Origin of the sequence: Providencia sp. PROV268 (assembly GCF_028477805.1) — a bacterium.
Taxonomy (GTDB): Bacteria; Pseudomonadota; Gammaproteobacteria; order Enterobacterales; family Enterobacteriaceae; genus Providencia; species Providencia stuartii.
Map to the genome: position 1 here is coordinate 161,258 of NZ_JAMPLW010000005.1, position 15,056 is coordinate 176,313.

The 15,056-nt window shown below is 44.4% G+C and carries 8 protein-coding genes; all 8 read right to left on the reverse strand.

Going from position 1 to position 15,056, the window contains the following annotated elements; all coding sequences use genetic code 11:
- Nucleotides 1-120: 120 nt before the first annotated feature.
- On the reverse strand, nucleotides 121-816 hold the full coding sequence (gene baeR, locus PR699_RS04380; protein ID WP_014656131.1) for a two-component system response regulator BaeR: 696 nt from the start codon (nucleotides 814-816) through the stop codon (nucleotides 121-123).
- Nucleotides 813-2,207: a two-component system sensor histidine kinase BaeS gene (gene baeS, locus PR699_RS04385; protein WP_014656130.1), complete on the reverse strand. Its 1,395-nt coding sequence runs from the start codon at nucleotides 2,205-2,207 to the stop codon at nucleotides 813-815. Before baeS ends, baeR begins: the two co-directional genes overlap by 4 nt.
- A gap of 13 nt (nucleotides 2,208-2,220) precedes the next feature.
- On the reverse strand, nucleotides 2,221-5,298 hold the full coding sequence (mdtC, locus tag PR699_RS04390) for a multidrug efflux RND transporter permease subunit MdtC (RefSeq protein ID WP_004920683.1): 3,078 nt from the start codon (nucleotides 5,296-5,298) through the stop codon (nucleotides 2,221-2,223).
- Entirely contained in the window at nucleotides 5,298-8,420 is a 3,123-nt protein-coding gene (locus tag PR699_RS04395) for an MdtB/MuxB family multidrug efflux RND transporter permease subunit (RefSeq protein ID WP_004920682.1), read from the reverse strand. Before PR699_RS04395 ends, mdtC begins: the two co-directional genes overlap by 1 nt.
- Entirely contained in the window at nucleotides 8,420-9,649 is a 1,230-nt protein-coding gene (locus PR699_RS04400) for an MdtA/MuxA family multidrug efflux RND transporter periplasmic adaptor subunit (protein WP_004920679.1), read from the reverse strand. The genes PR699_RS04395 and PR699_RS04400 overlap by 1 nt, the downstream gene beginning before the upstream one ends.
- Nucleotides 9,650-9,922: 273 nt before the next feature.
- Nucleotides 9,923-11,278, reverse strand: coding sequence for an MFS transporter (locus PR699_RS04405; protein ID WP_004920676.1), 1,356 nt, complete (start codon nucleotides 11,276-11,278; stop codon nucleotides 9,923-9,925).
- A gap of 597 nt (nucleotides 11,279-11,875) precedes the next feature.
- Nucleotides 11,876-13,336: a magnesium transporter gene (gene mgtE, locus PR699_RS04410; protein WP_004920674.1), complete on the reverse strand. Its 1,461-nt coding sequence runs from the start codon at nucleotides 13,334-13,336 to the stop codon at nucleotides 11,876-11,878.
- Between the two features lie 185 nt (nucleotides 13,337-13,521).
- Nucleotides 13,522-15,051: an exopolyphosphatase gene (gene ppx, locus PR699_RS04415; protein WP_004920671.1), complete on the reverse strand. Its 1,530-nt coding sequence runs from the start codon at nucleotides 15,049-15,051 to the stop codon at nucleotides 13,522-13,524.
- Nucleotides 15,052-15,056: the final 5 nt, after the last annotated feature.

Below are 15,056 nucleotides of genomic sequence, written 5' to 3' on the forward strand. Positions count from 1 at the left end.
CAGTACTTACCCTAGGGCGGATAAGCATTTTAAAGGGAGCTGATTTTAACTCTATTTTTCAGGAAATCAAAATATTCCCTACAAATAGTAAGTATAACTGACTTGCCTCAATGTCTAGGATTACACCTCATCCCAGCGATAACCTAAACCATAAATAGAGCGAATAAATGTTTTCTCGTTATCGAGTAATTCGAGTTTACGCCGTAAGTTTTTAACATGGCTATCAATTGTTCTATCGGTGACGATGCGGTGATCGTCATACAGAATATCTAATAGCTGGTCACGGGAAAAGACGGTGCCAGCGTTGTCCGACATAAACTTGAGTAAACGGAACTCGGCGGGAGTTAACTCAAGCAGTTGTTCGCCATAGCGGACTTGAAACGCATTTTCATCGATAATGAGCTGGGGCCTGCTTTTATCCGGAGAAGCCGCGCGTTGGCAACGCCGTAAAATAGTCTTCACCCTTGCGACTACTTCGCGAGGACTAAAGGGTTTACAGATATAGTCATCGGCACCAATTTCTAACCCTAACAGGCGGTCAATTTCTTCCGTTTTAGCCGTCACCATAATGATCGGTATCTCGCAAAATTTGCGCAGTTCACGGCAGATTGTTAGCCCGTCCATCCCCGGTAGCATCAAATCAAGGAGGATAATGTCGGGTTGTTGCTGACGCACATAGTCAATGACCTCATCACCACGCTGCAATATTGAAGGCTGATAACCTGCCGCCTGAAGGTAATCATAAAGCAGTTGCCCAAGTTTTGGCTCATCCTCAACAATTAATACGTTGGCACTTGAAGGCTCTAACACTGTCACTGTTCATTTTCCTTTTGATTGAGCGGTAAGTGGATAGCAATGCACACGCCGCCTAAAGGGGAAGGGCTAGCGTGTATGCTTCCCTTATGCGCTTCAATGATATTATAGCAAATCGCTAACCCTAAGCCAGAGCCTCCGCTAGCGCGGTTACGAGACCCTTCGGCTCGATAGAAACGCTCAAATAGGTGGCTACACTGCTGGATAGTTAACCCCGGTGCACTGTCTTCCCAATAAATAGAAAATTGATTCTCTTCAACCAAGGCTCGAATGACTATTTCACCTTGCGGGTCGGTATAACGTAGGCTATTTTCCATCAAATTGTAAAATAGCTGCGTGATTCGGTCTGGGTCAATATTGATGATCTGCTGCTCAGGTAAATTTAGCGTAACTGAAAGCTGTTTTTCTTCGAGCCGCCAGCGTGATTGCCCAACGGTCATATTAATTAAAGGCACAATATCAGCAGATTGGATACGATACACCAACGAGCCTCTATCCGATAGGGAAAGTTGATGTAGGTCGTTGACTAATTTGATTAATGTGTGTGTCTCTGCCAGTAATGAATTGATGGTCTCAGGTGTCGCTTGGCGAACGCCATCCTGAACGGCTTCGAGTTCACCTTGCAGAACGGATAGGGGGGTGCGCAGTTCATGAGAAATATCTGCCATATAGTCTCGGCGCATATGCTCATTTTTTTCCAGCGTTGATGCGAGGTGATTAAAGTCTTTTGCTAGCTGACCGAGTTCATCGTGACCGACTTCAGGAACGCGGGTTGAAAAGTCGCCATTGGCAAGTTGGTTCGTCCCATCTAACAGCCGTTTGATGGGTCTTAAAAAACCACGAGCTAAGAAAAATGTAGCAATCAAGGCAACGATTAATGATAAGCCAGCAATAAACCAACTGGTGAGCATCTGTTGATCATCAAAACGGCGGTCAATTTCATTGCTAATCCCATCTCCACTACTTGCAATGACCCAACCTACCGTTTTGCCATTAGATGAGATGACGGGTTGTCGGATAACATCATCCGGTAAAGGAACATCGCGGCCTAATATTCGGCGGTCTTGGCTATCATAAACCCAAAAATATGAGCGCCACCCCTTTGGTTTAGTCGGCGGTAGGGTGCGCTGGTGGTGTTCAATGCTGCGTAAAATATGAAAGAAAGCACGTTCATTACGGATCAAGAAGCGCCAACTCCCCGTTTCATCGTATTGCTCAGCAAGAGCGTCAGCGATCAGCTCAGCACGCTGTTGGTCATTTTCTTTAATATAGTCGGTAAAACCATGCTGGAAGCTTAAACGTACTCCTTGGTGCATGATCACAACGAGGAGTATGCATGTCGCAAAGATAGCCAAAAATAATCGAGTACTGACGCTATTAAATCTGAGTTTCATTATATATAAGCCCTTATTCGTTTAGAGCTACCGCTTTTTTGGTATAGCGCTGTCTGAGTTGATCGAAACATAAATAGACGACCGGTGTTGTGAATAAGGTGAGTAGTTGACTCATCACTAAGCCACCAACAATAGTGATACCTAATGGTTGGCGTAACTCCGCGCCATCACCACTGCCTAAAGCAAGTGGTAGGGCACCAAAAATTGCTGCCAGCGTCGTCATTAAAATAGGCCTAAAGCGCAGTAAGCTCGCACGCAAAATCGCCTCACGTGCGGTTAAACCATGCTGACGTTGTGCTTGGATAGCAAAATCCACCATGATAATGGCATTTTTCTTCACAATACCAATCAGCAGCATAATGCCGATTAGAGCAATTAAACTAAATGGGGTATCAAATAACTCTAAGGCGAGGAGAGCGCCGACCCCCGCCGAAGGTAGTGTGGATAAAATGGTCAGTGGATGAATATAGCTTTCATACAAAATGCCTAAAACAAGGTAGACAGTGACAATGGCCGCTAAAATTAAAAACAATTGTGATTTTAAGGTATCTTGGAATATCTGAGCCGTACCCGCAAAAGTGCCTCGTATTGTTGATGGCACACCAAGTGTGGTCATGGTTTTTTCGATAGCTGAAATGGCGTCATTGAGGGTATAACCTTCAGCGATGTTAAATGCGATAGTGGATGATGCCGATAACCCTTGGTGGTTAACACTCAAAGGGGCATTGGCGGGCTGCCAACGGGCAAAATAAGATAATGGAATAGCGTCTCCATGACTATTGATAACAAACATTTTGTCGAGAGAACTGACATCCTGAGTATATTCAGGCGCCACTTCCATCACCACCTTGTATTGGTTCATGGGCTCATAGATGGTGGATATTTGACGTTGTCCGAAGGCATTATTCAACAGGTCATTGGCGGCTCGCACATCAATACCAAGTTGAGCCATTAAATCCCTATCATAGGTAATGGCCATCTCAGCGCCTTTATCCTCTTTATCTGAGTTTACATCAGTCACTTGCGGGAGTTCGGCAATGGCTTTACGTACCGCAGGCTCCCATTCACGTAACGCATTGAGTTCATCGGCAAGTAATGAAAACTGATAACTGGAATGCGCTTGACGGCCACCAACACGGATATCTTGCACGGGCATCATAAATAAATTAGCTCCCGGCTCTTTAGCTAACTTAGCTCGAAGTCGGTTGATTACCGCGTTGGCACTCTCTTTACGTTCATCAATCGGTTTCAATGAGATAAACATGGAGCCGCTGTTTACACGGCTTCCACCAGTAAAACCTGTCACGCTATCCACGGCAGGATCGGCATTCACTTGCTGCATAAAGCGCGTCATTTTCTCTTTCATTGCTTGAAATGAAATGCTTTGGTCGGCACGAACAAAGCCAAGTAAACGGCCTGTATCTTGTTCAGGGAAAAATGTTTTTGGGATAGCGATATACAAATAAATGTTCAATCCGATAGTGGCGAACAAGATAGCGAGTACACTGCGTTTATGAGACAGTACCCAATTTAATGTCGCACCGTAACCGTTTTGTATACGGTGTAAGTAGCCGCCGATAACACTGGTTTTTTCAGCCTGTTTGCCTTTGTGTCGTTTAAGCAAATGGGCGCACATCATGGGGGTGAGGGTCAGCGAAACGACCAGCGAGATGCCAATTGCCGTGGCGAGGGTAATCGCAAACTCACGAAATAGCCGGCCAACTAACCCCTCCATTAATAATAAAGGAATAAAAACGGCTACGAGGGAGATGCTCATTGAAACAACCGTAAAACCGACTTCACTCACCCCTCTGACCGCAGCAATAAAGGGTTTACAGCCATTTTCGATATGACGTGAAATGTTTTCGAGTACCACAATCGCATCATCGACAACAAAGCCTGTTGCGACGGTCAATGCCATTAATGACAAGTTATTTAAACTGAACCCGCAAAGATACATGGCAGTAAAGGTGCCAATGAGAGATACAGGAACCGCAATTGCAGGGATCAGGGTGGCGCGACCAGAGCGCAGAAATAACAACACAACTAATATGACTAACGCAATAGCGATCATCAATGCGCGCTCGACTTCAACGAGTGAAGCGCGGATCGTCGGCGTCCTGTCTTGCGCTACTTTTAGGTCAATCGCGGCAGGGATCATCTCTTGGAAGTCAGGAAGCTCTGCGCGAATGCGATTTACGGTTTCAATGATATTAGCTCCCGCTTCGCGACGGATGACAATCAAAATAGCGGGCTCACCACCTGACATCCCTGCTGCACGTACGTCTTGAACCGAATCTTTCACATTCGCCACATCACTGAGTTTGACGGCATTGCCCTCTTTGTAGTGGACGATGATAGGTTGATAGTCCACTGCTTTTTTTAGCTCATCATTGGTTTGTACCTGCCAGCGGCTGTCATCGTTGTTAATGTAGCCTTGAGGTTGGCGCACGTTGGCGCTACTGATTGCGGAGCGCACCTTATCTAAGGAGACGCCTTGATTAAATAGAGCCGTTGGATTGAGCTCAACACGTACCGCGGGCAGGGAGCCACCACCAACGGAGACTTCACTGACCCCTTCAATTTGCGCTATACGCTGTGATAAACGGGTTGATGCAATATCATAAATCTCACCTGTACTCATCGTCTTAGAGGTTAAGGTTAAGATCATAATAGGGGCGTCGGAAGGGTTCGATTTATAGTATCGAGGCTTGCTTGGCATTCCGCTCGGTAACAAGGTTTGTGCCGCATTTATCGCGGCTTGTACTTCACGGGCAGCGTTGTTAATGTCTTTATCAAGATTAAATTCGAGGGTAATGGTGGTACGACCAAGCGAACTGCTGGAGGTCATTTCACTGATACCCGCAATACTTCCCAATGAACGCTCTAACGGCGTTGCAATAGACGATGCCATGGTTTCTGGGGATGCCCCAGGAAGTGACGCTGTCACGTTTATTACGGGGTAGTCAACTTGTGGCAGTGGTGCAACGGGCAAAAAAATGAAGCTCAGCGCACCACATAGCGAGATTGCAACGCTAATCAGTGTGGTTGCAACAGGGCGACTAATGAATAAGGCAAAGAAACGCTTCATTATGACACCTGTTGTTTGCGACTTTGGCGGCGTGCTTTTAAGTTATTTGAAAGGCTATCAAATAACAGATAAATCACCGGTGTCGTAAATAGGGTTAAGATCTGACTCATAATCAGCCCTCCCACCATACAGATCCCAAGTGGTTGACGAAGCTCTGCACCTACGCCGCTACTGAGCATCAGCGGTAATGCGCCGAGCAGAGCCGCCATGGTGGTCATCAATATTGGGCGGAATCGTAATAAACAGGCTTGGTAAATAGCATCTTTAGGAGACATGCCTTGCTCACGTTCGGCGGCAAGTGCAAAGTCAATCATCATGATTGCGTTCTTTTTAACTATCCCGATTAACAAAATAATACCAATAACAGCAATCACATCTAATTCGCTGCCAGCCATCATCAGAGCTAATAATGCCCCTACGCCAGCAGTAGGGAGTGTTGAGAGGATGGTAATAGGATGAATAAAGCTTTCATATAAAATCCCAAGAACGATATACATGGCGATGATTGCGGCGGCAATTAACCAAACCGTACTACTCAGTGCGGCTTCAAACGCTAAAGTAGCGCCTTGGAACTGAGTCGTAATGGATTTTGGCATATTAATTTGCGCTTCTGCATTTTTCACCGCATTAACCGCAGACTCAAGAGACGCATCGTCAGCAAGATTAAACGAGAAGGTCGCTGCTGGGAACTGATCCAAATGGTTAATCGCAAGCGGCCCATAGCCTTCCTGAATATTGACTAACGTGCTTAATGGCACAATGGCGCCATCGGTGCCTTTGAGACGAATATCATTCAGGGCGTTAATACCATCGCGAGTTTGCGTATCATGCTCAATAATAACGCGGTACTGATTCGATTGGGTATAAATGGTCGAGATCATGCGTTGACCGAACGCATTGTATAGGGCGTTATCAATTGCAGCCATCGTGATACCAAAACGACTCGCCGTATCTCTATCAACATTAACGTAGGCGACAAGTCCTTTATCCTGCCAATCACTGCTGACATCCACTAACTCGGGCTGTTGTTTTAATTGGCTCAATAGCTTAGGCACCCAAAGAGAAAGTTCATCTAGCGAGCCTGCTTGCAGCGTAAATTGATATTGGGTGCGAGCCAATTGGGTATCAATCGTGAGATCTTGCATCGGTTGCAAATACAAATTGACCCCAGAAACGCTATCAGCTAAACGTTGCAAGCGTGGAATAATCGTATTGACGCGATCTGGACGTTCATCTAAAGGCTTCAAGGTAATTTGAATGCGCCCATTATTGAGAGTCGGATTGGTTCCATCTATCCCAACATAAGTGGTGATATTTTCTACCGCAGGATCAGACAGTAATTTTTCAGCCACTTCCTGCTGTTTCTGTGACATAGCCACAAAGGAGATGGATTGGCGGCTTTCAATGGTGCCTTGAATGATCCCGTTATCTTGTAATGGAAAGAAACCTTTCGGGATCCACATATACAGTAATACAGTTAAAACCAGCGTGCCGATAGCAACGGAAAGTGTTAGCCAGCGGTGATTTAATATCCGCTTTAACCAAATGGCATATCCTGCGATCATGCGGTCAAAAAAGCGCTCGCAGGCGATTTCAAAGCGGTTATGTTTATGCTCTGATTCAGGTTTTAACAAGCGAGCACACATCATTGGTGTGAGTGTCAAGGACACTACCGCCGAGATCAGAATGGCAACGGCAAGGGTGATGGCAAATTCCCTAAACAACCGACCAACAATATCGCCCATAAACAGTAATGGGATCAGTACTGCTACCAAAGAAAATGTTAATGAAATAATGGTAAAACCAATTTCTCCCGCGCCTTTTAAAGCGGCGACGACAGGCTTGTCACCTTGTTCAAGGTAGCGCGAAATATTTTCAATAACCACGATGGCATCATCGACCACAAACCCTGTGGCGATAGTGAGAGCCATCAAAGTGAGGTTATTGACAGAGAAACCACAGAAATACATGACGGCAAAGGTGCCGACAAGGGAAAGAGGAACGGCAATACCGGGAATGAGTGTCGCGATACCGTTGCGTAGGAACAGGTAGATCACCATGACAACCAGTGCAATCGCAAGCATTAATTCAAACTGCACATCGCTAACGGAGGCACGGATTGTGCTGGTTCTATCCGTTAAAATTTTCACATCCACCGATTTAGGCAGTGTTTCAATTAGCTCAGGAAGCAGGTTGCGAATGGTATCAGTGGTTTCGATAACGTTAGCGCCAGGTTGGCGTTGTACATTAATAACAATAGCCTGTTGTGCATTTGCCCACGCGCCTAGATAGGCGTTTTCCGCCCCTTGCTCAATAGTGGCGATATCACCTAAACGGACGGGAGCACCGTTTTGAAAGGCCACAATTAAGCGGCGATAGTCCTCTAAGGATTTCATTTGGTCATTTGCAGAGAGGGTTACCGCGCGTGTTGGGCCATCAAAACTGCCTTTTGCTGAGTTGACGTTAGCATTGTTTATCGCGGCTCGGATCGTCTCGCTGTCTAATCCTTTTGCTGCCATCGCTTGTGGGTTTAAGTTCACTCGGACCGCTGGGCGTTGCCCACCCGCAAGGGTGACAAGCCCCACGCCATTGACCTGTGATATTTTTTGCGCAATACGGTTCTCAATCATGTCTTGAACTTGTGTCAAAGGCATGGCGTCAGAAGTGACGGCGAGAGTGAGTACTGGTGGATCCGCTGGGTTGACCTTATTGTAAATAGGCGGATAAGGTAAATCTGAAGGTAGTAAACTTGAGGCTGAATTAATGGCGGCCTGAACTTCCTGTTCTGCAACCTCCAAGGGGAGTGTTAGCTGGAACATCAAGGTGATCACAGATGCGCCCCCTGAACTTTGGGAAGACATTTGTTTTAGCCCAGACATCTGCCCAAACTGGGTTTCTAGCGGTGCGGTTACCGCGGATGTCATGACTTCAGGACTCGCTCCCGGATAGAGGGTGACCACTTGGATCGTTGGATAATCGACTTCTGGTAAAGCCGATACAGGTAGGAAACGATAGCCAATGATCCCTGCAAGCAGAATGGCTACCATAAATAAGGTGGTAGCGACTGGACGTAAAATAAATAAGCGGGAAGGGCCGCCACCTTTTTGGATCCCGGGTTGCATCAGGCTTTCTCCGCTGTATTTTTATTTTTTTGTGGTTTTGCGGATTTAGAAGCCGTTTCGGTGTTAACTACTTCCACGCTGGTGCCATCTGTTAAACGGTCGACACCGTCAGTAATCACTTTTGTATTTGCAGTTAGCCCACTTTCAATCACCACCTGCTGGCTATCTTGCATACCTACCGTCACAACATGTTTACTCACACGATTATCATCGTTCAGTACCCAAACATAATGACCTTCGTTACCCATCTGCAATGCCGCGGTAGGGATAACGACGGCATTTTGCAAGGTTTCGATCTGCATTTTGATATTCACAAATTGATTTGGAAATAAAGTTTGTAGCTCGTTCGTAAAACGTGCTTTCATTTTTAGTGTGCCAGTAGCAGGGTCTATCTGATTATCTATACTTAACAAATAGCCTTCGCTGATCATCGCGATATTATTTCTATCCCAAGCTTCCACTTTTACCGGTTGATTTGAGGACTGAGCTTTTTGTACGGCAGGAATGTCTCCCTCGGGAAGGGCAAAAAGCACATCAGCAGGTTGAGTCTGTGTGATAACCACGATTGGGGTTGCTGTGCCCGCAGAAATAAAATTACCGACGTCGACCTGTTTTAAACCAACACGGCCTGAAATAGGGGCTGTGATTTTACTGTAGGTTAATTGTAGCTTCGCATTATCAACGGCGGCTTGATCGACCTTAATACTGCCTTCTGCCTGTAAAACGAGCGCTTTTTGGTTATCTAGCTCTTGCTGTGAAATCACTTTTGTTCCCGCAAGCTTTTGATAACGATTTAAGTCTAATCGAGCATTTGCCAACGTCGCTTTATCTTTAGCCAGTTGGCCTTCTGCCTGAGCTAATTGGACTTCAAAAGGGCGAGGGTCGATTTCAGCAAGCAAATCGCCCGCTTTTACCTGTTGCCCTTCGGTAAAATGCAAAGACATCAATTGCCCTTCAACACGGCTCGTGACCGTGACAACATTGGCAGCTTGTACTGTGCCGAGACCAGTTAAGTAGCGAGGAACCACTTTTTCTTGCGCATTAGCGTATTGAACGGGGGCAAGCATACGGTGTGGCGCACTATTTGATCGTGTAGGACGAGCACTGTTTTGTGCTGTATCAGATGGCGTATTTTGAGAATAAAAATACCAACCGGCACCTGCAGCGACAATGATGGCAACGAAAATGGCTGAACGGGTTAGAGTGGTACGGCGTTTTTGTTTATTCATTTATATTTTCGCTTAATTCAAAGTCGAGTAAAAAAGCATCATATTATGATGATTAAATTAGCAGAGATGAACCTGCTATATAGTTAAAAATTAGTCAGTTGCGATATGTTAATAGTTTAGCGTGGGGGTTACACGTAAAAATGAAGGAAATATGAAAAAAACGTCAACTAGTGTGCAGAATCGGCAGATTAGTTGACTAACATTGTATAAAAAAACCTGTGGGAATTAATCACCACAGGTTTATACGTTAATGGATTAAAGAAATGAGGTCAATTAGCGAGTTGTACTGGTGTTTAATGCCCCTAATGTTTCTTTGTCTTGCTCAGCATTCACTGTCCATCCTTTCCATGCTAAAGGAATATAGGCGACAGCGACAGCCAGTAAAGAAACCGCGGCAACATAGTAGGCAGGTGCCATATGAGATTGTTGCAACCATGTTCCCGTTAACATTGGTGTCAGACCCCCAAAGACTGCATAGGCAATATTGTAGGCAAATGATAAGCCGGAATAACGGATTTCAGGTGGAAACGCGCGCGTACTGACAATTGGTGTCGTTGCAATCGCGCCAACAAAAAAGCCCATTAAGCCATAGTTAAAAATCAAAGTCGTTGCTGAAATCTCTGGCGACAAAGATGAATAAAAATACAATGCAGTCACCGCCAGACCACCCCATGACAAGGTCATTGAAGCGCGCGTTCCCATCTTATCGCCGAACCAACCCCAAAAAATACAGCCTAAAGTTAATGTCAATGTTGCTGCACAGTTAGCTTGTAAGGCGATATTTCGGTCAATTTGATAGATCCCTTGAAGCACGATATCAGGCGTCATCAAAATGGTTACAACGATGGCTGTTGATAATGACCATGTCAGTGCCGCGGTGATCAAGCAGGCTTGTTTATGAGACTTCACAACAGTCTTAACGGGTAACTCATCCGCTAAAGCTTTTTTAGCAGCCAACTCTTTAAAAATAGGTGTCTCTTCCAAAAAACGGCGTAAATAAACAGAAATAAAGCCAAAAATACCACCAAGAATAAATGGAATACGCCATGCAAAGTCATGGATCTCTTGTGAGGTATAACTGTTCTCAATGATGATAGCGACGATAGACCCTAATAAAATACCGCCTGTGATACCAGAGGTTAATGTTCCAACACCGAGGCCGTAGCGCTGTTTTGGGGTATGTTCAGCGATAAATACCCATGCCCCAGGCATTTCACCGCCAATCGCGGCGCCTTGCATAATACGCATCAATAACAGCAATATTGGTGCGGCAGCGCCAATAGATGCATAGGTTGGTAAGAAACCGATCACGAATGTCGGGAATGCCATCATGAAAATACTGAGGGTGAACATTTTCTTACGGCCGAGTTTATCACCAAAGTGTGCCATGATGATGCCACCGAGTGGGCGCGCGAGATAACCGGCCGCAAACAAACCGAGCGTTGCCAAGAGGGCGAGAACTGCGTTACCACTAGGGAAAAAGAGTTGTGAAATAATTTTCGCGTAAAAAACGAAAATAACAAAATCATAAAATTCAAGAGTTCCACCTAAAGATGACAACCCTAATGTTTTATAATCCTCTTTTTTCAATGGCCTTGCCGAGGGCTGGCTGGTTGTTTGCGATGTCATAATATTATCCTTTTAAAATACCGAATATATTTTTTTGTTTTAAATTCGGAATAACAGCTATATTTACCGACTACGCGTCAGTAAATAATATTAAGTATGTGCAGATAAATGGTATAAAACGTTGGATGGAATAACCTAGTTAATACTCTGTATCTTTATGCATACCCTCATTTATAGCAGGAAATTCCATATTTTGTAAACCGCAACTCTCAAAACAAGATGAATATTCTATCTGTATTATATTGATTGATTTTATCATCTATTGCTTAAAACAATAACATTATTTGATGTTAATAAATGATTTTTTGCAGCAGATCATATAGTTCTTTTTCAAAAAAGGCAGGGGAATTGGTTATTTCACATCTGTTTTCGCCGATTAATTCATCGATAAAGTAACAAATTATTAATTTGATTATTCGTAATTAATAATCTTAATAATAGTAATGAAAATTAAAAATAGCTGAAAAATGAAATAGCATTCATTGAGTCGTTATTTAGGAAATTTTCAGTCTAAATATGTCGGCAAAGGCGAGAAGGGCGGAATATTATCATTAGGCATACCCAGCGTATTATTTTCTGGGTATGCCAAGTAGGCGGTTAAACCAAGAACAGGGTGGCTAAGCCTAAGAAGATAAAGAAACCACCTGTGTCAGTGATAGCGGTGATCATTACACTGGAGCCGATGGCAGGGTCTTTACCAAGTTTAAGCATAATGAGAGGGATAAGTACCCCCATAATTGCCGCCATGAGTAAGTTTAAGATCATCGCGAGCGTCATTACGGCTCCCATTGCGAGGTCGCCATAGAGGAAATAGGTGATAACCCCCATGATCCCCCCCCAAACAACACCGTTAATAAAGGCAACGCCTAGCTCTCTGAGCATTAAGAATGAGAAGCTTCCGGTTTGGATTTGGTGTAACGCAATCGCACGTACGATCATGGTAATTGTTTGGTTACCCGTATTTCCCCCAATACCTGCAACAATAGGCATTAAGGTGGCTAAGGCAACCAATTGGGAAATGGTATCTTCGAATACCCCAATCACCCGTGATGCGACGAACGCAGTACACAGGTTGATGGCTAGCCATGTCCAACGCGTTTTGACGGCTTGACCGACAGGGGCGAACACGTCTTCTTCAGGGCTTAACCCCCCCATACGACGGATGCTGTTATCGTTTTCTTCATTTAAGTTATCAACGATATCTTCAACGGTTAAACGACCCATCAATAGACCACTGCTGTCAACCACCGCGGCGGAGATCAAGTCATAACGTTCGAACGCACTGGCTGCATCTTCGCCTTTTTCATCTGGCAAGAAAGTGACCGTGTCTGTTTTCATCACGTCAGCCACAATCCGCTCAGGGGACTGCGTTAATATGGTTGTTAGAGGTAATTCACCCTGCAAATAGTTATTATTGTCGACAACAAAGATTTTATCTGTTGCTTCTGGAATTTTACCGCGCTGGCGTAAATAGCGTTGAACGGTTTTTAGCGTGACATTTGGACGTACGGTGACAAATTCGAAATCCATCATTTGACCGACGCTGTCTTTTGCATATTGCAGAACTTCACGAATACGACTTCGTAAGCTTGGATCAAGATAGGTCAATAACCTACGCATGGTATCTTGTGGTAAATGCTCTGCAATATACGCTTGTTCATCAACATGTAGGTTAGCAACAGCGCGTAGAAGTTCCCTGTCAGACATATCCTTAATCAGGCTATCCCAAACAGCGACAGAAGCTTCGACTAACACCTCACCGCGTTCGGTGTTATCGATCAGATGCCAAAGTGCGAGACGTTCATCATAAGGCAACATCTCTAAAATATCGGCGATATCCGCGGCATGTAAGTCAATCAATAATTCTTTTACAGCATTGATTTTTTCACTTAATGCTTTATCACTCAAACTAACATGTTGGTCGTGCTCAATCAGAGCTTGGACGAACTCCTCGTCATCCAAAAATAGTGTTAGGATTTGCTGGCGGATATAGGCCAGTTTTTGAGAGTGCGGATTGATTGTTTGTACCGCATCGGTTGAAAAAGCAGTTTGTGACATTTTAATCCTTAAAGCTTTATAGGCACTTTTGTACCTTTTATGGGTCCATATTACAAATAAATACCTTTATTTTGCCATTTATTGTCCATTAACCCAAATAAATATTAATAATTATAACAAATGGGCGAAAACCGATTCATTATGAGTAGTGCAAAAAAACGCCATGTAGTGCATTAATATTATAACTAATTTGGCTCTTCGCGGATGTCTAATTTCCAGCCAGGGACATCCTCCCAGTAAGCGCTTTCTTTCTCAAGATCGAGCTGCATCAACGCATTCTGAGTCAAATACTGGGCAGGTAGATACAGTGTCCAGTGGCCATCATCGGTTTCTAAGCGTAATGATGATGGGGTAGTTGTTGATTGTCTTTGATTATTCAGAAGTATTGATAAGCGTAAAATTTGTATCAAGGGTAAAAATTGTTTTCTTTTATATAAATTAAATTTAGGGATATCATCAAATTTAATAGCACGCCGATGGTTACGAACCAGTGTTGCAAGTAATAGCTGTTGCTCCTGATTAAACCCCGGTAACGTAGTATTTTGCAAAATATAGGCGGAGTGGCGATGTAACCCACTTTGGTTGATATGTAGACCGACCTCATGCAGCATAACCGCCCAAATAAGGATAGACTCAAGTTGCGGGTTGGCTAACTTTGGATTTTGCTGGCTCCACTGGTGATACAGCTCCTCCATGGTTTTTAATACACGTCTAGCTTGCTCTCTATCGATATTATAATGCTCGGCAAGGCTAAGTGCCGTACGTTGGCGAATGTCTTGATGACGGAAACGGCCTTCCATTTCATAAAGCACCCCTTCACGCAATGCGCCATCTGAGAGCCGTAACTCTTTAATCTCTAATGTATCAAAGACAGCACATAAAATGGCTAATCCGGGCACAAAAACATGTTTACGTTCAACGGATAAACCCGGTAGATCCACTGCCGAAAAGGTTTTATATTTCAGCGCCATTTGCTTAATTTTTTCTAGCCGATCACGCGTAATGATACCGTCGCGCTCACCCATTTCAACAATCACGGCATGAGCCGCTTTAATCGTACCTGATGCCCCCATGGCAACATCCCAGTGCATACGCTTAAATTTTGTGGCGGTTTGCTCAAGTTTTAAGCAGGCCGTGAGGTAGGCTCGGTTGAAATTATCTGCCGTAATGGTTTCATTGGGGAAATAGTTACGCGCAAAGCTGACACACCCCATACGGCGGCTATCAATTAATAATGGTTCGAATTTCTCGCCAATGACTAATTCTGTTGAGCCACCACCAATATCTATTACCAGTTTACGGCCTTTTTCAGGCTGGGTGTGTTCCACCCCCATAAAAATCAAACGCGCTTCTTCTTGCCCAGAAATAATTTCAATGGGATAGGGAATTATTTTTTTTGCACGGTTCAAAAACTCTTCAACATTGGTTGCAACACGCAAAGAGTGAGTGCCTACGATACAGACGTTTTCTTCTGTAAAACCTTGTAGGCGTTCGGCAAAAAGCGCAAGGCAAGCCAAACCGCGTTCCATGGCTTCTTCACTAAGCTCATTGGTATCACTTAATCCGTCAGCAAGGTGTACCCGTTTTTTTAAACGCGTCAGGATTTGCAGTGCACCGTTGACAATACGTGCAATCACCATATGAAAGCTGTTAGAACCAAGGTCGATAGCCGCAATTTCTTGAGGCCTAGGCGTCGATATATTAGTTAATGGCATAGTAT

Bases quoted from the DNA above. Each gene is read 5' to 3' on its own strand.
- mgtE (WP_004920674.1), bottom strand. From the start codon at position 13,336: ATGTCACAAACTGCTTTTTCAACCGATGCGGTACAAACAATCAATCCG.
- PR699_RS04395 (WP_004920682.1), bottom strand. From the start codon at position 8,420: ATGCAACCCGGGATCCAAAAAGGTGGCGGCCCTTCCCGCTTATTTATT.
- PR699_RS04400 (WP_004920679.1), bottom strand. From the start codon at position 9,649: ATGAATAAACAAAAACGCCGTACCACTCTAACCCGTTCAGCCATTTTC.
- baeS (WP_014656130.1), bottom strand. From the start codon at position 2,207: ATGAAACTCAGATTTAATAGCGTCAGTACTCGATTATTTTTGGCTATC.
- ppx (WP_004920671.1), bottom strand. From the start codon at position 15,051: ATGCCATTAACTAATATATCGACGCCTAGGCCTCAAGAAATTGCGGCT.
- mdtC (WP_004920683.1), bottom strand. From the start codon at position 5,298: ATGAAGCGTTTCTTTGCCTTATTCATTAGTCGCCCTGTTGCAACCACA.
- PR699_RS04405 (WP_004920676.1), bottom strand. From the start codon at position 11,278: ATGACATCGCAAACAACCAGCCAGCCCTCGGCAAGGCCATTGAAAAAA.